Annotated in this window: 19 protein-coding genes and 3 tRNA genes; 11 read left to right on the forward strand and 11 right to left on the reverse strand. The window is 62.8% G+C overall.

Annotation, left to right across the window (positions count from 1 at the left end; translation table 11 throughout):
* Positions 1-206 precede the first annotated feature (206 nt).
* Positions 207-1,589, reverse strand: a complete 1,383-nt coding sequence (locus ACP7BV_RS26015; protein ID WP_426107810.1) for an IS1380 family transposase — start codon at positions 1,587-1,589, stop codon at positions 207-209.
* 101 nt (positions 1,590-1,690) lie between these two features.
* Positions 1,691-3,193, reverse strand: a complete 1,503-nt coding sequence (locus tag ACP7BV_RS26020; protein WP_426107792.1) for a DUF6851 domain-containing protein — start codon at positions 3,191-3,193, stop codon at positions 1,691-1,693.
* Positions 3,194-3,470: 277 nt separating this feature from the next.
* Between ACP7BV_RS26020 and gltX the strand changes: the two genes are divergently transcribed.
* The 4 genes from gltX to ACP7BV_RS26040 all read left to right on the forward strand — a co-directional run bounded on the left by gltX (position 3,471) and on the right by ACP7BV_RS26040 (position 5,394).
* Positions 3,471-4,865 carry a glutamate--tRNA ligase gene (gene gltX, locus ACP7BV_RS26025; RefSeq protein WP_426107793.1) on the forward strand — a complete coding sequence of 465 codons (1,395 nt, stop codon included), beginning with the start codon at positions 3,471-3,473 and terminating at the stop codon, positions 4,863-4,865.
* Between the two features lie 66 nt (positions 4,866-4,931).
* Positions 4,932-5,007 (forward strand) — tRNA-Ala (locus ACP7BV_RS26030).
* Positions 5,008-5,074: 67 nt separating this feature from the next.
* A tRNA-Glu gene (locus ACP7BV_RS26035) sits at positions 5,075-5,150 on the forward strand.
* Between the two features lie 168 nt (positions 5,151-5,318).
* Positions 5,319-5,394: transfer RNA gene (locus ACP7BV_RS26040), tRNA-Glu, on the forward strand.
* Positions 5,395-5,463: 69 nt separating this feature from the next.
* Here ACP7BV_RS26040 and ACP7BV_RS26045 read toward each other — a convergent pair.
* The 3 genes from ACP7BV_RS26045 to ACP7BV_RS26055 form a co-directional block, all read right to left on the reverse strand.
* On the reverse strand, positions 5,464-7,422 hold the full coding sequence (locus ACP7BV_RS26045) for a S8 family serine peptidase (RefSeq protein ID WP_426107794.1): 1,959 nt from the start codon (positions 7,420-7,422) through the stop codon (positions 5,464-5,466).
* Positions 7,415-7,699, reverse strand: a complete 285-nt coding sequence (locus ACP7BV_RS26050) for a hypothetical protein (protein WP_426107795.1) — start codon at positions 7,697-7,699, stop codon at positions 7,415-7,417. Before ACP7BV_RS26050 ends, ACP7BV_RS26045 begins: the two co-directional genes overlap by 8 nt.
* 124 nt (positions 7,700-7,823) lie before the next feature.
* Positions 7,824-9,587: a hypothetical protein gene (locus ACP7BV_RS26055; RefSeq protein ID WP_426107796.1), complete on the reverse strand. Its 1,764-nt coding sequence runs from the start codon at positions 9,585-9,587 to the stop codon at positions 7,824-7,826.
* A gap of 416 nt (positions 9,588-10,003) precedes the next feature.
* Here ACP7BV_RS26055 and earP point away from each other — a divergent pair, with 416 nt between their 5' ends.
* The 3 genes from earP to ACP7BV_RS26070 all read left to right on the forward strand — a co-directional run bounded on the left by earP (position 10,004) and on the right by ACP7BV_RS26070 (position 13,668).
* Positions 10,004-11,227 carry an elongation factor P maturation arginine rhamnosyltransferase EarP gene (earP, locus tag ACP7BV_RS26060; RefSeq protein ID WP_426107797.1) on the forward strand — a complete coding sequence of 408 codons (1,224 nt, stop codon included), beginning with the start codon at positions 10,004-10,006 and terminating at the stop codon, positions 11,225-11,227.
* 159 nt (positions 11,228-11,386) lie between these two features.
* A complete protein-coding gene (locus ACP7BV_RS26065; protein WP_426107798.1) occupies positions 11,387-11,962 on the forward strand; it encodes an elongation factor P in 576 nt (191 codons plus the stop codon).
* A gap of 119 nt (positions 11,963-12,081) precedes the next feature.
* Positions 12,082-13,668: an amidase gene (locus tag ACP7BV_RS26070; protein ID WP_426107799.1), complete on the forward strand. Its 1,587-nt coding sequence runs from the start codon at positions 12,082-12,084 to the stop codon at positions 13,666-13,668.
* A gap of 18 nt (positions 13,669-13,686) precedes the next feature.
* On the opposite strand, the gene ACP7BV_RS26075 is transcribed toward ACP7BV_RS26070, so the two are convergent.
* From ACP7BV_RS26075 to ACP7BV_RS26100, 6 genes are all read right to left on the reverse strand, one after another.
* Complete coding sequence (locus tag ACP7BV_RS26075) at positions 13,687-14,163, reverse strand: TssQ family T6SS-associated lipoprotein (protein WP_426107800.1); 477 nt, start codon at positions 14,161-14,163, stop codon at positions 13,687-13,689.
* Positions 14,164-14,182: 19 nt separating this feature from the next.
* Positions 14,183-15,997, reverse strand: a complete 1,815-nt coding sequence (locus ACP7BV_RS26080; protein WP_426107801.1) for a protein kinase domain-containing protein — start codon at positions 15,995-15,997, stop codon at positions 14,183-14,185.
* Positions 15,994-16,770, reverse strand: a complete 777-nt coding sequence (locus tag ACP7BV_RS26085) for a PP2C family protein-serine/threonine phosphatase (protein ID WP_426107802.1) — start codon at positions 16,768-16,770, stop codon at positions 15,994-15,996. The genes ACP7BV_RS26080 and ACP7BV_RS26085 overlap by 4 nt, the downstream gene beginning before the upstream one ends.
* A complete protein-coding gene (gene tagH / locus ACP7BV_RS26090) occupies positions 16,763-17,383 on the reverse strand; it encodes a type VI secretion system-associated FHA domain protein TagH (protein ID WP_426107803.1) in 621 nt (206 codons plus the stop codon). The genes ACP7BV_RS26085 and tagH overlap by 8 nt, the downstream gene beginning before the upstream one ends.
* A gap of 258 nt (positions 17,384-17,641) precedes the next feature.
* Positions 17,642-19,051 carry an ATP-dependent RNA helicase DbpA gene (dbpA, locus tag ACP7BV_RS26095; protein ID WP_426107804.1) on the reverse strand — a complete coding sequence of 470 codons (1,410 nt, stop codon included), beginning with the start codon at positions 19,049-19,051 and terminating at the stop codon, positions 17,642-17,644.
* Between the two features lie 49 nt (positions 19,052-19,100).
* On the reverse strand, positions 19,101-19,334 hold the full coding sequence (locus tag ACP7BV_RS26100) for a hypothetical protein (protein WP_426107805.1): 234 nt from the start codon (positions 19,332-19,334) through the stop codon (positions 19,101-19,103).
* A gap of 484 nt (positions 19,335-19,818) precedes the next feature.
* Between ACP7BV_RS26100 and ACP7BV_RS26105 the strand changes: the two genes are divergently transcribed.
* Genes ACP7BV_RS26105 through ACP7BV_RS26120 form a run of 4 tightly spaced genes read left to right on the forward strand, consistent with a single transcriptional unit; the run spans position 19,819 to position 21,988 of the window.
* Positions 19,819-20,484, forward strand: coding sequence for a hypothetical protein (locus ACP7BV_RS26105; protein WP_426107806.1), 666 nt, complete (start codon positions 19,819-19,821; stop codon positions 20,482-20,484).
* Positions 20,485-20,521: 37 nt separating this feature from the next.
* Positions 20,522-20,941, forward strand: coding sequence for a hypothetical protein (locus ACP7BV_RS26110; protein WP_426107807.1), 420 nt, complete (start codon positions 20,522-20,524; stop codon positions 20,939-20,941).
* A gap of 11 nt (positions 20,942-20,952) precedes the next feature.
* On the forward strand, positions 20,953-21,711 hold the full coding sequence (locus ACP7BV_RS26115) for a hypothetical protein (protein WP_426107808.1): 759 nt from the start codon (positions 20,953-20,955) through the stop codon (positions 21,709-21,711).
* A 28-nt stretch (positions 21,712-21,739) separates the two neighbouring features.
* Entirely contained in the window at positions 21,740-21,988 is a 249-nt protein-coding gene (locus ACP7BV_RS26120; RefSeq protein WP_426107809.1) for a hypothetical protein, read from the forward strand.
* The last annotated feature ends 42 nt before the right edge of the window (positions 21,989-22,030 follow it).

The following is a 22,030-nucleotide window of genomic DNA, read 5'->3' on the forward strand; positions in this document are numbered from 1 at the left end:
ACCGACATTCTTGCCAAAGTCACGCGCGCTCGTGCCAAACTTAATAAGCTTCAATCTGTTTGACGCACTACACTAGCTGCGCGTGGTCATCGCGGCGTCAGGCTAAGCTCGCCCTACCCATGCTCTATGAGCGGCCTTTGATCAGGGTTGAATGGTTGAGGTTTGCGGGCGGGAGGTCTGTTCACGACTGACCGGACGAATCGACGTCAGGAGGAGTTGACGATGTTCGTCGGCACGCAGATGAACAGGCGTTCGGCGAGGGTGTGGAGCAGGCTCTTAACCGCGCAGGCGCTTGGCAAATGCAAGACGATGCGCTGTTTTGTTTGGCGGACCTGGACCGCGATTTTGAACAGTTTGTTGATGACGGTCGATGGCTGTGCTTGCGATAGCAAGGTGTGCCGCAGTGCCTGTGTGCGCAATTGTTGATGCAGGATGTAGGCGGCGGCGTGCAATAGCAGGCGCATGAAATTGGCCAGGAAACTGGTACAGGATGTGCGGTCCGATGCCAGGTCGTTCTTCAGATGCTTGATGAAGTTTTCACTTTGGCCACGCGCGCAATAAACGTCCTCGTAAAGCATGCCGGCGTCGAGGCCTTTTAAGGAAGTAACGACGAAGCGAGGATTCTCGCCCAGCGCCATCACCTCGGCTTTGAGCAGCACGCGCCATGACTTCTGCCACGAGCCTGCGGCATAGGGGAATTCATCATACAGGCGCACAGCCTCCGGCACCACGTCCTGGGTTTGCAGCGATGCCCAAAGGTCGCAAGCGCGCTGTTTTGTTTTTTCTGCTAACGCTTGCAGTTTGACGTTGCCAGGAAGGCCGAAGATGAAGTCGATGTTGGGCATGGCTGCGATCATCTGCATCAATTCCGGCCTGCCGAAATGGCCATCGCCGCGTACCAGGATGTGGGTTTCCGGAAAGTGCCTGCGAATCAAGGTGAGAACACGGCGCATGATCATGGCATTTTCGGCGCCGGTCGGGCTTTTCCCTGGACGTAGAACAGCGGCCACCAACGCCCCCGACTGACCATCGAATATCATGAGAGGCAAGTAACAGGTACTACGGTAATGATGGTTGTAAAACGCCAGCGGCTGTTGCCCATGCGCCGCATCTTCCGAATGATCCAGATCGAGAATGAGACTGCTCGGTGGACTGGCGAAGCCGGCGATGAATTGTTCGACAAGCGCTTTGCAGAGGCGATAAATATCTTTGCTGCTGGAGGCGTGCTCAAAGCGCGATATTGTCGATGCCGACGCCAGCGCGGTGTCCGCACCAAACGGCAAACGACCGGCGCCAAGCTTGAACATCGGATCGTGGCGCAGGCTGTTAGCGTCATTGCCATCTTCGTAGCCGCAGCCAATTTGGTAGATGCGTTGAGCCAGCAACGCGCAGTGCGAATGCGTGACGTAACTGGCGTGCCGAGTGTCGGCCAAAGCTTGCGTCAATCGCTCGGTCAGGCCGATCTGACGATCAACACCACGAAGCAGCAACGGCCCGAGGTCGGACGACAAACCACCGCCGTCAAAATTGGCACGAATGGTATGACCTGGAATGGATGGAAAACGTAGCTGTTCTGAAGTAGAATTCATGTCGGGCAAGGTGGCGTTCGTTTTGATGAACTGTGTTTCGAGATACTCACATTTTATCAAGCACTTACGGCATTCTTGCCCTTTTTTATGCAAAATTCAGGCTAGCCCAGCCAGTAGCTGCGCGCTTTCTGGAATACCGCCGCGCCCACCTGCTCGCCGAGGGTGCGTCCGGCCAGGTCGGCATCGGGGAAGTGGATGCCGCCGTACACGCGCGAGGAGCCCGCTTCGCACGCGGCGTAGGTAAAGGTATCCCAGCCAAGCGAAGATTCGGCGCTTGGCAGGGCCGGGTCATACAGCATGGAGCGCTTGGGAATGGCGACACCGTGCTTGAATACATCGCTGCCCGTAAAGAGCCTAAGCACGGCGGCCGACGCCGCGCTGTAGGTGCTGTGGCCCGACACATAGTCCGGGTGGGCGGGCGTAGGGTTGGCCAGCAATTGGTAAGGCAACCACGCTTCGCCGGCGAGCGCCTGCAAACCGGCCGCAGGACCGGCCCCGTAGCCCTGGATGCGCTGGCCGGCCGTCACGTAGCGCACGGTCGTGATGGGCCGCGCCGAATTGTAGGCCAGCTTGGCATCCCAGGCGGCAATGCCGGCGTCGAACACCGCGTTTGACAGTGCAAAGAACAGCTTGATGTCGTCCGCTTCGCTGTGGCCGTCGCGCTGGGAGACGAACTGCGCGAACTGGCTCCAGTAAGTGGAGGGCAGCTCGCCGGTAGCGCCGCCGGCCCAGAACTCGACCATGATTTTTTGCGTTTCGGTGAGCGCGACCTGGGTGGCGACCATGCTGCGCGCCTGGTCTTCATAGGCGCTGCTGCCGAAGGCGGCCGGGCCGCTGGGGCGAAACTGCGCACCGCTGGCCAGGGCAAAGGGGCGCACCTGGCCCCAAAATGGCGTGACGAAACTTTGCGTGCGCAAGACGCCGGCGCTGTCGCGGAAGGTCAACGGTTGCCAGATGCCGGGCGCGGCGATGGCGCTGCGCGGCGTCGGTTCGCCAATCACCATGGGCGCATTGCGCGCCGTGTAGTGGGTGTAATCGGCGAAGGGGACGCCGCTGGCGGTCAGGTTGCCCAGCTGGTTGGCGCCGTCGACGTGGGCGGCCTCGAGCACGAGACGGGCGGCGATCGACCCTACACCCTGCGGCAAGGTAAAGTCGGGCGAGGCGTCGGCCGGGTTAAAGCCCAGCACGGCCATGTGTGCGTCGACGGCTGCCCGTTGCGCGGGGAACTGGTCGAGGAGCGCGGCGTAGGCGGCAAAGCTGAACGCCTTGACCGCGTTGGCGACCGTCTGTTCGGCGGCGGGGCGACGCAACATGGCGCCGGGAGCGATGGTGCTCATGGCAATCGGATCGTAGGCGGACCACGCGTTGTACATGGCCGTATGCACGATGGCCAGCGCGCGCGAGGCGATCGGTGGCGCCACGCGGCTTGCGCGCACGGCATCGAGCACGACATTGTTCCACCCGAGCGCGACCTTGGTGCGGACCGGTTCGGGCGGCGGCGTGTACGGGGAGCCGCCGCCCGAGCCGTGGCCGCTTCCGCATGCGGATATTGCCGCCGCGATGGCTGCGCCGGTACCTATTTTCAAGAAGATTCGCCGTTCCATGATGGTCTCGCTGTGGAGGAGGGGCGCTTCCTGCCGGGAAGCTGGCGGCTGCCGATTATGACGTTATGACATTGTCTTTATGGCAATTATTGATACTTCCAGTATCGAGAAGGGCGACAAGGTGAGTGTTGAGCCAGCGCATAGGCACTGCATGAGGCGGGGAACTTTGTCAGGAAACAATGAGCCGCTTTGCGCGCCGTGACCGTGGGCGCAACTCTGGTGCGGCGCCTCCGGTGAGGCTGTAAAATAGCCTCCTTTCCTTTTGACTATCCCCGCCATGACCGTCGTTCGCACCCGTTTTGCCCCCAGCCCTACCGGCTACCTCCACCTCGGCGGCGCCCGCACCGCGCTCTACAGCTGGGCGTATGCGCGCCATTTCGGCGGCACCTTTATTCTGCGCATCGAAGACACCGATCTGGAACGATCGACGCCAGAAGCGGTGCAGGCCATCATTGAAGGCATGCAATGGCTGGGCCTGGATCATGACGAAGGACCGTTCTACCAGATGCAGCGCATGGAGCGCTACCGTGGCGTGGTGGCCCAGATGCTGGAAGCCGGTACGGCCTACCTGTGCTATTCGTCGCCCGACGAAGTCGAGGCCATGCGCGAGCGCATGCGCGCTGCGGGCGACAAGCCGCGCTACGACGGTACCTGGCGCCCGGAGCCGGGCAAGACCTTGCCCCCTGCCCCCGCCGAGCGCAAGCCGGTGGTGCGTTTCAAGAACCCGCTCGACGGCGACGTGACGTGGAACGATGTCGTCAAGGGCCCGATCACGATCTCCAACGAAGAGCTCGACGACCTGGTCATCGCGCGCCCGGACGGTACGCCCACGTATAACTTTTGCGTGGCGGTCGACGACTGGGACATGCAGATCACCCACGTGCTGCGCGGCGACGACCACGTCAACAATACGCCGCGCCAGATCAATATCCTCAACGCCATCGGCGCGCCGCTGCCGCTGTACGGCCACTTGCCGATGATCCTGGGCGCGGACGGCGAAAAACTGTCCAAGCGTCATGGCGCGGTCAGCGTCATGGATTACCCGGCCAAGGGCTTTTTGCCCGAAGCGATGCTGAACTACCTGGCGCGCCTGGGCTGGAGCCACGGCGACGATGAAGTGTTTTCGATGGCGCAGTTTTGCGAGTGGTTCAATACCGACCACCTGACCAAGTCCGCCGCGCAGTTCAACAATGAAAAGCTGGCATGGCTGAACAACCATTACATCAAGCTGGCCGACAATGAGCGCCTGGCCGGCCTGGCCCGTCCGCTGATGCAGGCGCAAGGCGCCGACTTCGACGGCGCACCCGCGCTGGCCGACGCGCTGGCCTTGATGAAGGAGCGCGCCGCCACCGTCATCGAACTGGCGGACTCGGCCATGTTGTTCTACCGCACCCCGCAGCCAGATGCCGCCTTGCTGGCCCAGCACCTGAGCGACGCGGTCAAGCCGGCGCTGGCGCTGTTTGCCGAGCGCTGCGCCACGGTGACGTGGAGCAGGGAGGCGCTGGCCGCGATGATCAAGGAAGTGCTGGCGGCAAACACGCTGAAGATGCCACAGCTGGCCATGCCTTTGCGCCTGGTTCTGACCGGCCAACTGCAAACGCCGGCCATCGACGCGGTGCTGGTGCTGTTCGGCCGCGACACCGTTTTGGCCCGCGTAAAAAAATATCTTTAAAAAATCTCACTCAGGCATTTGCATATTGCCGGGGCGTAGGCTATAATTTTGCTTCTTCGCGACACGGGGGGTATAGCTCAGCTGGGAGAGCGCTTGCATGGCATGCAAGAGGTCAGCGGTTCGATCCCGCTTACCTCCACCAAGTTTTCGGTTGCGAAGAAAGATGTGAAGATGTGCAGGTAGATGCCACTACCTGATTGCAGTACCGGGTCCCCATCGTCTAGAGGCCTAGGACATCACCCTTTCACGGTGAGTACAGGGGTTCGAATCCCCTTGGGGACGCCATGATTCGAAAAGCTCGCGCAGATCCCAGCAGTTTGCGCAGCATGGAAGTTCAGCAGTAAAGTAGTTAATTGCAGCAAAGCAGTTTAGTACCCCTAAACGCCCTGACTCGTCAGGGTTTTTTATTGGTACGACAGGTCAGGGTGGTTATGCCATTCAGGACAGATTTCTGTCCCCATCGTCTAGAGGCCTAGGACATCACCCTTTCACGGTGAGTACAGGGGTTCGAATCCCCTTGGGGACGCCAGTTGATGCAAAAATCCGCCTAGTGCGGCTTTTTGCATTGTTGCGCCTGGTTTGTCTAATCCCTCGACTGTCACCAGCCCATGCGGCCGTAGCCTTGCATGTTCCCGAACGGATTGCCGGGCATGCCGAACATGTGCTGGACCGGCAGCACGCCACCGAGCATCCCGTTGCCCTGCATGCCGCCAATGGCCTGGCCCGATTGGCCCATCAGCGAGCCGATCGCGCTACCGAAGGTCGACTGCGTGCTCAACGCCGGTTGCAGGCCAACGGCGACGACGGCGTCCGGCAAGCCCAGTCCCACCCGGCCCGGTTCACCCAGGCTGACGCGGCGCGCGCTCATTTTGATCACCTGGAACAGGCGCTCGACGCGTTCGGCGCTGCGCAGGCGCAGCGCGCCCTGGAATTCGGGGTGGTGCGCGAGCACCAGCGCGGCCAGTCCCGTGATATGGGGCGCCGCCATCGAAGTACCATCCCACGCCGCATAGTTGTTTGGCGGCACCGACGAGGTGATCGCTACGCCTGGTCCGCACACACCCACTTGCGGCCCGTAGCAACTGAAGCTGGCGCTGAAGTAGCCGTTCGCATCCACATTTTGCGTCAAGGTCTGCGCGTGATAGCTGTCGGGCGGGAATTCGTCAAGCTTGCCGATGGCCGATACGGCCAGCACGTTGGGTGACGAGGCTGGATACTGCACCGGTCCGCCGGAGTTGCCGGCCGCGACAATGCAAGCGATGCCGGCGCGCCGCGCGCGCTGAATCTGCTGCTCGAGCGCTTCGGATGGTTCCGCGCCGCCCAGCGACAGGTTGACGACGTCGATCTGTTTTTCAATGCAATATTCGAGCGCATCGATCAACTGGCTGACCTGGCCGCCCGGGAACAGCTTGCAAATGTGCAGTTCGGCGTCGGGCGCGAAACCGCGGATGCCGAAGGCGAGGTCGGCCCCGCCAATGACGCCGGCGCAATGCGAGCCGTGGCCCAGCGTGTCCTCGTTCCAGGTGTCGGGCGAGTTTTTCTTGTTGACGATGTCAACGCCGGCATGGATCCGGTTCAGGCTTTCGTGCGTGGTGGCCGCGCCCGAATCGATCACGGCAATCTTGATGCCTTGCCCCCGGTAGGTGGGGGGCAACTGGTCCATGCGCATGGCCTTCTGGCCCCAGCCTACGGTTTTCTGGCGCGGGAAGCCGGCCAGCGAGGGCCAGTCGGACAGCGCGCGCAGGCCGACCACGTTCGGCTCGTCGGGTGAAACGTCGGGGTCGCGCTGGTAAAAGCTCCAGTAATCGGCCTTGGGCTTGACGTACAGGCTGCGGATCGAGCCGGCGCTCTCGCCAAACAGCGACAGCGTGACCTGGCCGCCGGCGTCGGTGACGGCGGTGGCCGGCAGCATGCTGCCGAACAGCGACACCTCGGCGTCGGCCACGGGTGCGCCATCCTTGCCCAGCACGGTGATCACGGCCGTGAACGCCGGGCCGCTGTGCGGAATGACGCTCGAGACAAAGCTGGGCTGCAGCTGCGGGTCCATCATGCCCAGGTACTGGTCGCGCTCGACGACAAGCCGGCCCTGGCCTTGCAGGTGCAGGTCGCCGGCGCGCTGCTCGGTCATGCGCGCCACCAGCACCCCCTGGCCGCCGCCCATGCCGTCGGCCATCATGCCGACCGTGTTGCGCGGGCCGACCGTGTCGACGATCTCGATCTCGGGATTGGTGCGCAGCGCTTGTTCCACCGACTGCAGCGACAGCGGCGACAAGCCAAGTGGCGCGAGCGTGTCATGGTGGCGCGGCGCGATGAGAAATTGTTTTTTTCGCTCGCTGACGGCGCGCCCGCCGCGCGTGTCGGCGGCTGTGTCGGAAGCGGTGGGGCTGAAGCTGGCGCGGTTGGCGTTGCCCTGCTGCGGGCGGGAAGTGTCGTTCTGGCCGCGGTTCGGTCCGCGCGAGCGCTCCGACGCGGCGACGCCGCCCGGACCGCTGTCAGCGGCGCCGTCGGCAGGATTGTCCAGCGGATTGACTGGTCCGCCATCTGGATTTTTAGGCATTTGTATTCCTTTCGGACCGTTGCAGGAAGTCCGCCGTCTTGTCAAACAGCGACAGCGGACGATCCCGTTCGATCATCAATTCTGGTGAAGTGCGAAAGCGCTGCTCGAAAGCGGACGCATGTTCTTGTGTGGTCGCGACCACTGCCGTATGGGGCCGGTCTTCGGGCCCGATGGTGTTGAGCAGTTCAAGCTCCGGTTCGTCGCGAATCATGGTGAGGAAGTCGTTGAGCGTGCTACCTTCCGCACGCGCGCGGACGATGAAGCGTATTTTGTCCATGCAGCTCTCCTTCGGGTTTGGACTCCCGCCGTTGACGCTGGCGGGAGCCGGTACGCTAGCCGCTTGCTTTTAGCAAGCGTTCATGTCGCCGGCGATCATGCAGCCAGCGTTCATGCAGCCAGCGTTAATGCAGCGTAGGTTCGCCGCCGTACTGCATGCCCTGGTTGTAGTAGCTGTTGGGCTGCGATTGCTGCTGTGCCAGCTGTGCTTGCTGCGCCTGCTGCGCATAGGCCGCCGACATGGGGTCGGCGCCAAATGGCAGCATCTGGCCGTACTGGCTGTTTCCCATGCTTGGGCTGCACATGCCAGTGCCGAACTGCGCAAACGGATTACGCTGGGCCATGATGTTGCTTAGCCAGCTTTGCTGTCCCGGCTGGGCTGACTGCGCCATCAACTGCGCCACTTGCTGCTGTTGTTGCTGTTGCTGCTGTTGCTGCGCCAATTGCTGCGAGACGGGATCGGCGCCGAAAGGCAGCATCTGGCCGAGCTGGCCTGCGATGCCGCCGATGGTGCCGCCCAATCCCGCATTGCCGAACGTGCTGCCGATGGCGTGACCAAGCGGACGGCCGACCTGGCCGATCAGGTTACCCAACCAGCCTTGCGGTGCCATCTGGCCTTGCTGGCCCATTTGCGGTTGCTGCTGTTGCTGCTGCGGTTGCTGCTGTTGCTGCAACTGCTGCAGTTGCTGCAGCTGCTGCAACTGTTGTAATTGTTGTTGCTGCTGCATCTGTTGCAGCTGTTGCTGTTGCAGTTGCTGCATCTGCTGCATTTGCTGGGACAGCGGATCGGCGCCGAAAGGCAGCATGCCGCCCAGGCGACCGGCAACACCGCCGATGGTGCTGCCCAGGCCGGAGTTACCGAACAGGCCGCCGATGGCGCCGCCCAGCGGCTGGCCGACCTGGCTGATTAGGTTGCCGAACCAGCCCTGGGGTGCGAACTGGCCTTGCTGTCCCTGCTGCGCTTGTTGTGCTTGTTGTGCTTGTTGCGCGTAGGCCAGCGAAACGGGATCGGCGCCAAATGGCAGCATGCTGCCAAGGCGGCCTGCAACACCGCCGATCGTGCTACCCAGTCCGGAGTTGCCGAACAGACCGCCGATGGCGCCGCCCAGCGGCTGGCCCACCTGGCCGATCAGATTGCCGAACCAGCCCTGGGGCGCGAACTGCCCTTGCTGTGCCTGCTGTGCCTGCTGCGCATAGGCCAGCGCCACCGGGTCAGCGCCTAACGGCAGGATGCGGCCGATCTGGCTGGCCACGCCGCCGATGCTGTTGCCCAGGCCGGCATTGCCGAACAGGCCGCCGATGGCGCCGCCCAGCGGCTGGCCCACCTGGCTGATCAGGTTGCCGAACCAGCCTTGCGGGGCGAGTTGGGCTTGCTGCGCCTGTTGTTGCGCATACGCCAGCGACACGGGATCGGCGCCGAACGGCAGCATGCGGCCGAGCTGGCCGGCGACGCCGCCGATGGTGCTGCCCAGGCCGGAGTTGCCGAACAGGCCGCCGATGGCGCCGCCCAGCGGCTGGCCCACCTGGCCGATCAGGTTGCCGAACCAGCCTTGCGGTGCGAGTTGCTGGCCGATCTGCTGGCCCGGCTGGCCCATCTGTGCTTGCTGAAGCTGCTGCAGTTGCTGCTGTTGCAGTTGTTGTTCGATTTGCTGTTGCTGTGCTTGTTGAGCGTAAGCCGCAGTGATGGGGTCGGCGCCGAAAGGCAGGAAGCCCCCGCCGATGCCGCCGGCGGTCTGGCCGATTTGCCGGCCCAGGTTGGCATTGCCGAACAGGCCGCCGATGCCGCGCCCGATCAGACCGCCAAGGGGCGCACCGAGCAGGCTGCCGAAAATACCTTGTGGGGCCAGTTGCGACCCTGCACCAACACCGTAGTTCTGATATTCATTCATGACTCACTCCAATCTACAAAAGGCGAGCTGGTCTTCATGTCCTTCAACCGGTCCATCGTGCGTTCTTGATTCTTGCGGGACCCGCGGACTCCTTACAGGCGCATGAAAAGCTACCGCTGCGCGCAACATGAAGCGTCGAGTGACCGGTAAGGGACGGTCAGCGGGACGCAAAGATTCCAATGCGACTGCACCCGGGTAGCGCCACGTTTTATTGCCCGCGTTGTGCAGGCTGGACGGCTCCGGCATTGGTAGGAATTGGACCCGGCCCGGATATTTAAGTTTTGATAATCTCTGTGTCCTTTTTCGGGTGAGTGTTAGTAAGTGGATAAGCGGTAAAATTGGCCCGCTGCTGCCGCTGCGCACGCGCCATCGGGTAAAATGGGGCCCTTCCCAGCAGGCCATGCCGAAACCCACCCATGCTTTCCACCGTCCATCGCGCCCCTTCGCTCGCGCTGTTTTGCAAGGTCGTCGACAACTACGGCGACATCGGCATTTGCTGGCGCCTGGCGCGTCAGCTGCAGCGCGAACACGGCGTTGCCGTCACGCTGTGGGTGGATGACCTGGTCAGTTTTCAGCGCCTGTGCCCGCAAGTGTCGGCGGCGGCGGGGGCGCAGCAACAACAACTGGTCGAGGCAGTCGCGGTGCGCCACTGGCGCGCCGACGATGAAGCATTCACGCCGGCGGACGTGGCCGATATCGTGGTCGAGTTCTTCGGCGTCGACCTTCCCGCCACTTATATACAGGCGATGGCCGCGTGCACGCCGCGCCCGGTATGGCTGAACCTGGAAGGCTTGAGCGCCGAGGAATGGGTCGAAGGCTGCCACCGCTTGCCCTCGATGCATCCGCGCCTGCCGCTGACCAAGCATTTTTTCTTCCCGGGCTTTACCGAGCGCACCGGCGGCCTGCTGCGCGAAGCGGCGCTCGGCCAGCAGCGGCGCCTGTTCCAGTCCGATCCGGCCGCCATTGACGCCTTTCTCGCGCAGCTGGGCGTCGCGGCGTCCGAGCGCGCCGCGTGCAAGGTCTCGCTGTTTTGCTATCCGAGTGCGCCGGTCGCGGCGCTCTTCAACGCGTGGGAGCATGGCGCCGCGCCATTGACGTGCCTGGTGCCCGAAGGCGTAGCCGTGCAAGCCGTCGAGACCTTTCTGGGCGCGCCGGGTAGCGTCGGCGCGGTGGTGCGGCGCGGGGCCCTGACGCTGCGCGTGGTGCCATTTTTGCCGCAGCGCGACTACGACAAGCTGCTGTGGGCCTGCGACATCAATTTTGTGCGCGGCGAGGATTCCTTTGTTCGCGCCCAGTGGGCGGCTCGCCCGTTCATCTGGCACATTTACGAGCAAGACGAGGCTTTGCACCACGTTAAACTGCGCGCTTTTCTGGAACGCTATGCCTGCGACCAGGCGCCGCTGCAGGCGCTGTCGCTGCGCTGGAATGGCGCGCACGACGCCGACGCAGCGTCATCGGCCAGCGCCGCCTGGCCCGAGCTGTGGGCGCGCTTTGATGCGGCCAGGCTGCCGATGGCCCGCCATTGCGAGCGCTGGGAAGAGCGCATGCGGACCCACGGCGACTTGACGGCCAACTTGCTTGCCTTTGCTGCCGCAGTACAAGCTGATGCACGCCAAAATTCGGGTATAATGCCCGGTTAATCGATGGCATTCGTGATCGCGCAAGCGAGCGCCCGGACATCGCCCTCGCGCACGCGGGGGGCCATGTATTTTTATTCGATCAAACGTGAGCTTACCGTCCTTATTGGCCAGCAGGCGACAGATGATTTTTACGCAACCCACTTTTTACGTACACATTTTATGAAACCTGCAAAAGAAATTCGTGTTGGCAACATCATCATGGTTGACAGCAAGCCTTGGATCGTCCTGCGTTCCGATGTCAACGGTTCGAGCCGCACGGGCTTCACCTACAAATGGAAGCTGAAAAATCTTCTGACGAACAGCCCGATGGAAAACGTCTTCCGCGGCGACGACAAGTTCGACGTGGTGGTGCTCGACAAGAAGCCGGTGACCTATTCGTATTTCGCCGATCCGTTGTTCGTGTTCATGGACGCCGACTACAACCAGTACGAAATCGAAGAAGAGAACCTGGGCGAAGCGCTGAACTACCTGAAGGACGGCATGGAATGCGAAGCCGTGTTCTATAACGACAAGGCGATCTCGGTCGAACTGCCAACCACCATCGCGCGCAAGGTTGCCTACTCGGAGCCAGCGGTCAAGGGCAATACGTCGGGCAACGTCCTGAAAGAAGCCAAGATCGAAAACGCGATCGAGTCGTACTCGCATACCGTTCAGGTGCCATTGTTCGTCAGCACCGACGACGTCATCGAAATCGACACCCGCACCAACGAATACAAGCGCGTCGTTCGAAACTAAGCCGCGTATTGACACGAAAGCGCGCCGGCATTGCTCGCGCGCTTTTTTTTCGTCCCGCTGCGTTCCGGCGCGTCAAGCGCTGCTATGCTCAATGCCTGTTTTCATTCATTGAGGAAATTATGGATCGCAGGAATTTCGTGGGATTGGGTGTGGCTGGCGCGGCCGCAGCGGTGCTGGCAAACGAGGCGCTTGCAGCGCCTGGCGTGGCGGGGGACATCCTGGAGGCGGGCGTGATGGCGCAGCAGGCCGGCATGACGGCGGGCAAGCTGACGTCGCAGTCGCTGGTCAGGCAATACCTGGCGCGCATTGCCGCCGTCGACAAGGCTGGCCCGCGCATCAACGCCATCATTGAACTCAATCCCGACGCGCTGGCCATTGCCGCCGCCATGGACCGGGAGCGCGCCGCCGGCAAGCTGCGCGGGCCCCTGCACGGCATTCCCGTGCTACTGAAGGACAACATCGCCACCGCCGACAAGATGAGCACCACGGCCGGCTCCCTGGCCCTGGACGGGGTGCGCGCGGTGCGCGACGCCCACGTGGCCGCCCAGCTGCGCGCCGCCGGCGCCGTGATCCTGGGCAAGACCAACCTGTCGGAATGGGCCAACATGCGCTCGACCCATTCCACCAGCGGATGGAGCGGGCGCGGCGGCCTGACCAAAAACCCTTACGCGCTGGACCGCAATTGCAGCGGGTCAAGCTCCGGCTCGGGCGCGGCCATCGCCGCCAGCCTGGCCACGCTGGCCGTGGGCACCGAGACCGATGGCTCGATCGTCTCGCCGGCGTCCACCTGCGGCCTGGTCGGCATCAAGCCCACGCTGGGGCTGGTCAGCCGCAGCGGCATCATCCCGATCGCCGCCTCGCAAGATACGGCCGGCCCCATGACGCGCAGCGTCAGCGACGCCGCCCTGATGCTCGACGCGCTGGTGGGCGTGGACGAACGCGACCCGATCACGCGCCAGGCGGCAGGCAAGGGCGGTTACGCCAAGGCCCTGGTGGCGGGCGGCCTCAAAGGCAAGCGGCTGGGCGTGGCGCGCGATTTTTTCGGCAGCTACGACAAGCTCGACGCGGCCATCGAGAAAGCGCTGGCCGTGCTCAAGGCGCAAGGCGCGATTCTGGTCGACGTCAAGGTGCCCAACACCAGCAAGTACGGCGAGACCGAAACCGAGGTGCTGCTGTATGAATTCGCCCCTGGCCTGGCAGACTATTTAAGTGAGTATGCGCCGCACGCGGCGATCAAGAACATGGCCGACGTCATCGCCTTCAACCAGCAGCACGCCGGGCGCGAAATGGCGCACTTCGCGCAGGAACACCTGGTCGCGGCGCAGGCCAAGGGCAACTTGAAGAGCAAGCAGTACCTGGATGCGCTGGCCAACAACCGGCGTTACGCGCAGGCCGAAGGGATCGACCAGGTCATGCGTGAGCATCAGCTGGACGCGTTGGTCGCGCCCACCGGCGGCACCGCCTGGCTCACCGATTTTGTCAATGGCGACCATTACGGCGGCAGTTTTTCGACGCCGGCGGCGGTGGCGGGCTACCCGCACGTGACGGTACCGGCCGGCTATGTCTACGGTTTGCCGGTCGGTCTGTCGTTCGTGGGCGGGGCGTTTAGCGAAGCGGCGCTGATCGGCATGGCGTATGCGTACGAGCAGGCCACGCTGCACCGCAAGGCGCCGCGTTTTGCGCCTTCCGCGAGCGTGAAGGCTTAGCTGTTCAGGTGAAGGCGCTTACTTGGCCTTCTTGGCTTTTTCGAACTGGGGCGTCCACAGCGGATGCCCGTGTTCGCCAGGCTGCAAGTTGAACGAGGGATCGAGTTTGAACGCTTTTTCGAACTGCTGGCGGCACAGCGTCTGGCGCGACGTCACGCAGTAGCTGAAGGCGGAGTATTTGAGCGCCTGGACCCGGTCCGCCTTGGCGCCGTTGGCAATTTCAGGCGCCGCCAGGCGCTTGATGGCCTCGTTGTAAGAACCCTTGTTGTACAGGTCGATGCCTTCGCGCAGTGCGTTTTGCTCGGCGCCGGCCTGGCCAGAGCCCGGCGGGATCGGATTGCCCGGCGTGCCGGGTGCGGGACGGGCCGGCGCCGACGGCGCCTTTTGCGGTACCGGTGCCGGCTTGGGGGCGACGACCGGCTCCACGGTCTGACAGCCGGACAAAATAAGCGTGCCGGCAAGGGCGCTGAGCAAAGTGCGGGAAATGGTGTTCATGGTCACAGTCTTCATGGTTTTACTTGGAACGCGCAGCGAAATCGTAATCGATCGTTGCTGATTTACCTTTGGCAAGGTTCACGTCCATCGAATAGTCGGGAAAGCCAGGATTGGCGATGCGAATTTTGTGCTTGCCCGATGGCAAAACCAGCTTTTTGAGCGGCGGGCTGACGCCCTTTTCTTTGCCATCCACATACACGGTGCCCCATGGCTTGATCGCCAGGCGGTAGCTTGCCGTGTCGGGCACTTCGGGTTTGATGTCGGGCGCGGGCGCGGGCGCGGGTGCGGGGGCCAGGATCGCGTCGACCGAGACCGGTCCTGGCGCATCCTTGGGCGCTGCAGCAGTCGCTGCAGCAGTCGGGGCGAGGGGCGCAGGGGACAGTGCAGGAGCAGGCGCCGGCGCGGCAGCCGTGGCCGATGCGGTCGGCGACAAAATGTCGTCCACTGCCGGTTCGGCCGCCGCCGCCGGTGGCGGTACTGCCGCTGCCGGCGCCGGTGCCGATGCCGGTGCCGCTGCTGGTGCCGCTGCTGGTGCCGATGACGCATCCGGCAGCGCGCTAGCCGGCGCGTCGCCCTGGGCGGCCGGCATGAGGATGTCCGACGGCGACGAGAGCAGCCAGCGCGCGCCGAAGCCGGCGATCACCAGCAGCGACACGCCAAGCGCCACGCGCGACATCCAGCGCGGCGCCGGCTTGTGAATGACGCTTGGCTTGGGCACCTTGGCAACTTTGGGCGCTTTGGCGGCGGCCGGCGCTTTGGGCGCAGCGGCAGCGGCAGCGGCAGCCATGGCGGCGGCGGCCGGCGGCGCCGACGACGGCAGCGGCGCCGTCTTGGGCGCGGCGATGATCGTTACATCGTCGTCGCCGCCCTGTTGCGGCAGCCGGTCGAGCGTGGCGAAGCGCTGCGTGTTGCCGGTCGAGCGCGCGCGCGGCACGCCGGAAGACTCGATGCCCAGCAGTTCGCGAAAGGCGTCGATGGTTTGCGGGCGCTCGTGCGCCATCACGGCCAGGCCCTTGTCGAGCGCGGCCAGAAATGCGGTGCTGTAGCCTTCCACGCCGCGCTGGGCCAGCGGCACGATCGGGTCCTTGACCATGCGCGCGATCGAGGTCGCCGGCGCTTCCTTCATGATCGCAAAATAGATCACCGCCGACAGCGCGTAGATGTCGGTGTAGGCGCCCTGGTCGAGCGAAGCGTCGCCGGCATACTGTTCCACCGGCGCATAGCCCGGTTTCAGAATCACGGTCAGGCCGCGCGTGCGGTCGCCGATGATCTGGCGCGCCGAGCCGAAGTCGAGCAGCACGGCGTCGCCGTTTTCCTGCACGATGATGTTGTCGGGCGAGACGTCGCGGTGCAGGATGCGCATCGTGTAGAGCATCTCGAGCGCTTCAAGGATCTGCTTGAGAATTTTCAGGCACCAAGCCTCGTTGACCAGTTCCGGCGAGCCGTTGACAATGTCCTTGATGGTGCGGCCATCGTAGTACTGCATGGCCGTGTAGGCGGTCTGGTTCTGTTCCCAGAAGCGGTACACCTTGACCAGCGACGGATGGTCGAACTGGGCCAGGAAGCGCGCCTCGTTGATGAAGCTTTTCTGGCCGACGATGAAGGTTTCCTGGTGGCGCTCGGCGCGCACGCGGATGCTGTGGTCATCGCCGCGCGTGGCCAGCACGCCAGGCATGTATTCCTTGATCGCCACCGTGCGCTGCAAGGAATGGTCGAACGCGATGTAGACGATGCCAAAGCCGCCTTCGCCGAGCACGCCGGTGATTTCAAAGTCGGCCAGGCGGGTGCCGATAGGCAGGCAGTTTTCCGATCCGTGCATGATGTGTGCGCTCATAGGACAGCCTTGTGCACGAGAATGGCGTAGGCGGAGTAGTTGTCGCGCACCTTGCCGGTGTTGAGGATGTTGTCGTCGGCCAGCCTGCGCATCGCGGCCAGCCACTGTTCGCTGCTCTCGGACTGGGCCAGCGTGCGCTCCATGTCCGCTTCCATGACCCATTCCCACAAGCCGTCGCTGCACAGCAGCAGCGCGTCGCCGGGATGCAGCGCCATGGCGCCGGCCGACAGTTCGATCCGGGTGTCGCCCTCGGCGCCGATGGCGGCGAACAGGATATTGCGCTGCGGGTGGATGCGCAGCTGTTCGGCGCGCGCATAGCCGGCGTCGATCAGTTGCTGGGTCAGGCTGTGGTCCTTGCTCATGGCGTGCAGGCGCGCTTCGCGAAACAGGTAGATCCGGGTGTCGCCCAGGTGCGCCCACATGACCTGGGCGCGGTTGCAGTCGACCAGCAGCGCGGCGACCGTGGTGCTCATGTCAGCGTAGTGCGGCTCGACGAGCTTGCGCGCGGCCACGTCGGCGCTGGCGCAGGCGGCGTAGCCGAGCAGCGCTTCCGGGCCAAAGCCGGGCGCTTCGTTAAAACAGGTGATGATCGCGTCGACCACGACGCGCGAAGCGACTTCGCCGCCCTCGTGGCCGCCGGCGCCGTCGGCCACGACGAAGCAGGCCAGCGGATCGTTGAACGCCTCGCCGACGGTGTCCTGGTTGGCGCTGCGCTTGCCGATGTCGTTGATGCGCGTCCAGGTCAGGGAGATCGGCGTGCTGAACTCAGTCATCGGCGCCGCTCGCGATGCGGTCAACTTCTTTTTCGTAAGCGTCGAGGAAGTCGGCGCCGAACAGGGTCTTGAACTGGTCCTTCGATTCGCCCGCCACGCCATGGTGCTGCTGCTTGTAGAGCTCCCACAGGGCCGCCTTGCGCTGGAACGGAATGGCCGCATGCAGCAGGTTGGCCTTCAGGGCCGATTCGATGCGCTCGGGGCGCAGGCGGTGGATCACCTTGTCCATGCTGGCACGGGTGCCAGCCACGACGCCTTTCTGGTGGCCGCGCAGGTCGCGGTAGGCGTCGTCGATCGCTTCGAGCGGCTCCATGAAGCCGGGCATTTTCTTGCGCAGCATCTGGGTCAGCACGGTTTCGCTGTCGGGGAAAAATTTGAGGGGGTTGTTGTTGCGCATGACGACCACCGTCACGTCTGCTTTGACTTCCTGCTTGACCAGCGAGCGCAAGGCCAGCAAGTCGATCGTGCCCTGCAGGCAGCCGTTCATCAGCTTGCCCATCAATTCCATCAGTTCCGGCGTCAGGGTTCCGAACGCATCGGCGGAAATGCCGGCGCCACGGATAAAAGCCTGTTTCAATGCTTCGCGTTCATCGCTTACGACTTCATTGTTCATTAGCATGGGATCCTGAGAATTTGATGTTTATTCGCAGCAATAATGCCAGATTTGAGAGAGCAGGTCACTCTTCGTATGCAGCTAAATCTCTCTCTTGTGCAAACGACATGCCATGGGCGCCACACCTTGAGCACGCCCCTAGCAGTACTGGCAACGTTTACCAGTATAGGCGATGTAAGCAAGGCAACGTTGTTTTCTTACACTTCGGCCCTCGCCGACCGTTGTGTTTTTACCAAATGACGCGCCGCACCAAGCCATTTACACGTCGATAAAGCGCATTTTGAAGCTGCGCCCCTTGATGTTGCCAAAATCCCGGCCCAGCGGATTGCCGGCGTTCAAGCGTTTGAACGCATCCTTGGCCACACCACGCTCGAGCGCCACATAGGTCTGGAATTCAGTGACATTGATCTTGCCGACCTGTTCTTTGGTCAAGCCCGCGTCGCCGGTCAGCGCGCCCAGCAGGTCGCCGGGGCGCAGCTTGTCCTTTTTGCCGCCGGAAATGCACAGCGTGACCATGGGCGCCAACGCCGCTTCGTCGGTCTCGTCGGTCAGTTCGTCGAGCTTGAACCAGCTGACGGGCGCATGCTGGTACTCTTCGATCAGCTTGACCCATTTTTTTTCGTTGGGCGCGCACAGCGACAGGGCCAGGCCCGATTCGCCGGCGCGGCCGGTGCGCCCCACGCGGTGGACGTGCACTTCGGTATCCTTGGACACGTCCACATTGATCACCGCACCGAGGTTGGCAATGTCCAGGCCGCGCGCGGCCACGTCGGTTGCCACCAGCACCGAGCAGCTGCGGTTTGAAAACAGTACCAGGATTTCGTCGCGCTCGCGCTGTTCGAGTTCGCCGTACAGGGCCAGCGCCGAAAAGCCTTGCTGGCGCAATTCGTCGGCCAGTTCGCGGCAATGGACCTTGGTGTTGCAAAAGGCGAGCGCGGAGACCGGCTTGAAATGCTTGAGCAGCTTGCCCACGGCCGCGTCGCGCTCGTCGAAGCCCACTTCGTAAAAGCGCTGCTCGATCTGGTCGCCCGCGTGCTGTGCTTCGACGATGACTTCGACCGGGTTGTTCAAAAACAGCTCGGTGGCGCGCCGGATGTCGTCCGGGTAGGTGGCCGAAAACAGCAGCGTCTGGCGCCGCTTGGGGCAGGCGCTGACGATGCCGGCGATCTCGTCGTAAAAACCCATGTCGGTCATGCGGTCCGCTTCGTCCAGCACCAAGGTCTGGACGTTGGCCAGGTTGATGGTGCCGCGCCCCAGGTGGTCGCGAATGCGCCCGGGCGTGCCGACCACGATGTGGGCGCCGTGTTCGAGCGACGCGACTTGCGGGCGCATGGCGGTGCCGCCGGTGAGGGTCAGGACCTTGATGTTGCCTTCGCCGCGCGCCAGGCGCCGCAGTTCGCCGGCGACCTGGTCGGCCAGTTCGCGCGTGGGGCACAGGACCAGGCCCTGCACGGCGAACCAGGCCGGATTGAGCTTGTGCAAGATGCCGATGCCGAAGGCGGCCGTCTTGCCGCTGCCGGTCTTGGCCTGCGCGATCAGATCGCGCCCCTCGAGCACGTGCGGCAGGCTCTTGTCCTGGATGTTCGTCATCTGGTGGTAACCCAGCGTGTCGAGGTTGGCCAGGAAGGTGGCGGACAAGGGCAGGGTGGTAAAGGGAATTGGATTCATGTGATACGGCCGTCAATTAAAGGGGGACGGCCCAAGTCTAACAGGGTCGTCAGGCTGCGGCCCAGTTGGGCAGGCCGGTCAGGTCGGTATTGTCATCGCGCCGCCACACGGGCAGGCCGCTGGCGTCGGTGGCGTCGAGCAGTTCCATCTGGTACTGCTTGGCGGCGATCTTGCGTTGCCGCGGCACGGTCGTGCGGCGCGCTTCGGCCACAGGATGGCCCAGTGCGCTGGCAGGGCCAAAACCGGGCAGGTCGAATGTTGCGTAGTCTTTTTTATCTCTCATCTGCAGCGCCGGAAAAGCAAAAGCCCGGCTGCGAGAGTCGGGCTCGGTTCAACAAGGTCACGATTGCACAGCCCGTGCTGCAGGGCCATTTTTTCGAGGCCGGAGTATAGCAGCAAGCGGGCCGATGCTGGGGGGAATTTCAAGAGGGCGCTGGAAGAGCGGCGCTATCGGTGCCACCATCGCCCCGGCGGCAATACTGCCGCGCTTGAAGCGTGACAAGCCATGTTGGCACGGCCAGTAATCCTGTTTTGATGCGGTTTGCCGGCTGCGTGCTGCGGCGGCGTCAAAGAGGCGCTATCCGTCTCGCCAGCACGACGTTTGCATCGCATCAAAAACAAGTGCTATGAAAAAACAAGCGAAGTGGGAAGATTGTTTGACGCTATCCGAGAAAACCTCACCCACCTCGCGAGCCATAATGAGCGCAAATCTATTTTCTTATGCAGAAATCTGTCGGTGCTTGGTCCGTACCAAAATGGCCAGGCCGATGCAGCTGACATCGATCGCCGCGGTCCTGCTGCTCAGTGGCGCGGCGCACGCGGCCAATGATCTGAACAGCGTCATCTTGCGCACCACAGAACAGATGGAGCGCGAACTTGGCGGTCGGAACTACGATATCAACTCCTCGTTCACGGAAGACCTCCACTATGGCGACGCCTGCTGCATCCCTGCAACTAATGGTGGCAAGACCATGTGCGTTGCCGCCGTCGCCGAGGTCCTGATCCGAACACTGAACGAAGTGGGCAAAGAGGTGCCTAGGGTCTTCGTCAAGTTCCCGATCAGCCATTGGAAGCAGAGCAAGTACCTAAACATCCGTCCGCACCTCTATCAGTTCAAGGGCGTGCAATCGCGCGGACCCGGCGACGCCTTGAGCCGCTTCGGCATCGGCGAGATTGTCCCCTTCGATAGGATGCTGGGAGGCGATGTGCTGGCGTTTTCCCGTTTGAACGGCTCGGGCCATATTCGCGCGTCGTTCGCCAATGCCGGGCGCCTATGGTCGCCCGAACGCTGGACCGTCGACGCCTCGATTGCCGCGCTGAAAACCCGTTTTGTGCGCAACGCCAGCAGGGGTGGCGCTATCTCGACCGACCGAATCAAGGAATTGCTCGACGCCGACATCGCCCCCGTCTATGGCGTCGATTTCAAAGAGTAAGTGGGGATCCAACGTTGTTTCTCAGCATGAGGCGGTCATGAACAAGCTTGCGTTGTTACTGGTGGTGTCCCTGTTGCCGCAAACCGGCATGTGCCAATGGCCGGGGACGCATGGCAGTGCGGGCGCGGCGGCGGCCAAGCCATCGATTCGCAGTAGTGGGACTTACATCAAGGGTAACAAGGCCACTGGCGGCGACGGCTGCTATTTCGGCGAGGGAAATTGCCCTGGTGGGCAGAACGAACCCGCTCCACAGCCGCAACCGCAAACACAACCACAGCCACTGCCACAGCCACAGCCGCAGCCGCAGCCGCAGCCGCAGCAGCATTTGACCAACGTATGCCAGACCCCCACTTTCTGGTGCATCATCAATCAAAGTGGTGCGATCGGCACGCCATGCTATTGCAATATGCCCTATCCGCCCGGTTATGCCAACGGTGTGTCCATCCGAACACATTGAGAGGAGCTGCCATGGAACGCAGGCAATTTGTAAAATGCGCCGCCTGTGCGCTTGCCGTGCGCAGCGGACCGGTCGCAGCGGACAGCGTGTCGCACGGTTGCTTTTTAATCGGTCGCGTCAATTCCCATCACGGCTTGAACCCGGGCCCCATCAGCGACATTGCACAGGACCAGACGTTGTTGGAATCATCGGGCGATTCGCAGCTCGACAAACTTCTGGGCCGAGCACTGGCCCGCGCCTCGGCCCGTTTTGAAGTGGCGCCTTCCTTTTCGTTTTACCGCGACAGTGACGGCATGAACGCTTGCGCTACGCCGGACACGCGTACCTCCGGTACCTGGGGCAGCGTGCTGTTCGGGCGCGAACTGTTCGATGACCTGCTCAGCCGCTATCAAGACAACGGTATTGCCGTTATCGCCATCGCGGCGCATGAATTCGCCCACATACTGCAGTTCAAGCACGCCCTGGGGCCGCAGCTGGAGCAGGGCGAACCGACAGTGCGCCGCTCCGAGTTGCACGCCGACTACGTGGCCGGCTGGTACCTTGGCGTGATGAAGCGGCGCGATCCGACAATTTCGTTGTGGTCCGCCGGCGACACCTTCAGGCGCATCGGCGACTATGCGTTCAACAAACCAAGCCACCACGGCACGCCCAGTGAGCGTATTGCCGCCTCGCAAGCCGGGTTTGCGCTCGCTTCGCGGGGCGCAGCGAAAGTTGGCGATGCGCTCAACGAAGGCCTGCGTTACATGCGTCACGTTCGGCTCGAGGCATAGATTTTTTGGTTCACACCAGGGGACCATCATGTATCGCACCACCGTCACGCTACTCCTGTCGCTATCGATCCTGCCCGTTGGCCAAGCACGCGCCGATGATTTTTGTGCTTTGCTCGCGCGCGTCACCAATGACGTTCCCAACAAATTTAAAGCGCTGCGCGCCGGACCGGACGACACCGGCGATTATCATTCCAGTCTAATTTTTCCTGGCGCGAAAGATTGCTATATAGCGAACGATTCGGATTTCGTGACTATTCAGCCTGAGCGCACAGTGTAGAAAGTTGTTGTAAACAAATCTTAGATAACGCATCATGGGGCA

Origin of the sequence: Massilia sp. TSP1-1-2 (assembly GCF_049896185.1) — a bacterium.
Lineage (GTDB): Bacteria > Pseudomonadota > Gammaproteobacteria > Burkholderiales > Burkholderiaceae_D > Telluria_A.

Excerpts from the sequence above, each read along its gene's own strand:
- ACP7BV_RS26015 (WP_426107810.1), bottom strand. The coding sequence starts at position 1,589 with ATGAATTCTACTTCAGAACAGCTACGTTTTCCATCCATTCCAGGTCAT.
- ACP7BV_RS26020 (WP_426107792.1), bottom strand. The coding sequence starts at position 3,193 with ATGGAACGGCGAATCTTCTTGAAAATAGGTACCGGCGCAGCCATCGCG.
- gltX (WP_426107793.1), top strand. The coding sequence starts at position 3,471 with ATGACCGTCGTTCGCACCCGTTTTGCCCCCAGCCCTACCGGCTACCTC.
- ACP7BV_RS26045 (WP_426107794.1), bottom strand. The coding sequence starts at position 7,422 with ATGCCTAAAAATCCAGATGGCGGACCAGTCAATCCGCTGGACAATCCT.
- ACP7BV_RS26050 (WP_426107795.1), bottom strand. The coding sequence starts at position 7,699 with ATGGACAAAATACGCTTCATCGTCCGCGCGCGTGCGGAAGGTAGCACG.
- ACP7BV_RS26055 (WP_426107796.1), bottom strand. The coding sequence starts at position 9,587 with ATGAATGAATATCAGAACTACGGTGTTGGTGCAGGGTCGCAACTGGCC.
- earP (WP_426107797.1), top strand. The coding sequence starts at position 10,004 with ATGCTTTCCACCGTCCATCGCGCCCCTTCGCTCGCGCTGTTTTGCAAG.
- ACP7BV_RS26065 (WP_426107798.1), top strand. The coding sequence starts at position 11,387 with ATGAAACCTGCAAAAGAAATTCGTGTTGGCAACATCATCATGGTTGAC.
- ACP7BV_RS26070 (WP_426107799.1), top strand. The coding sequence starts at position 12,082 with ATGGATCGCAGGAATTTCGTGGGATTGGGTGTGGCTGGCGCGGCCGCA.
- ACP7BV_RS26075 (WP_426107800.1), bottom strand. The coding sequence starts at position 14,163 with ATGAACACCATTTCCCGCACTTTGCTCAGCGCCCTTGCCGGCACGCTT.
- ACP7BV_RS26080 (WP_426107801.1), bottom strand. The coding sequence starts at position 15,997 with ATGAGCGCACACATCATGCACGGATCGGAAAACTGCCTGCCTATCGGC.
- ACP7BV_RS26085 (WP_426107802.1), bottom strand. The coding sequence starts at position 16,770 with ATGACTGAGTTCAGCACGCCGATCTCCCTGACCTGGACGCGCATCAAC.
- tagH (WP_426107803.1), bottom strand. The coding sequence starts at position 17,383 with ATGAACAATGAAGTCGTAAGCGATGAACGCGAAGCATTGAAACAGGCT.
- dbpA (WP_426107804.1), bottom strand. The coding sequence starts at position 19,051 with ATGAATCCAATTCCCTTTACCACCCTGCCCTTGTCCGCCACCTTCCTG.
- ACP7BV_RS26100 (WP_426107805.1), bottom strand. The coding sequence starts at position 19,334 with ATGAGAGATAAAAAAGACTACGCAACATTCGACCTGCCCGGTTTTGGC.
- ACP7BV_RS26105 (WP_426107806.1), top strand. The coding sequence starts at position 19,819 with ATGCAGCTGACATCGATCGCCGCGGTCCTGCTGCTCAGTGGCGCGGCG.
- ACP7BV_RS26110 (WP_426107807.1), top strand. The coding sequence starts at position 20,522 with ATGAACAAGCTTGCGTTGTTACTGGTGGTGTCCCTGTTGCCGCAAACC.
- ACP7BV_RS26115 (WP_426107808.1), top strand. The coding sequence starts at position 20,953 with ATGGAACGCAGGCAATTTGTAAAATGCGCCGCCTGTGCGCTTGCCGTG.
- ACP7BV_RS26120 (WP_426107809.1), top strand. The coding sequence starts at position 21,740 with ATGTATCGCACCACCGTCACGCTACTCCTGTCGCTATCGATCCTGCCC.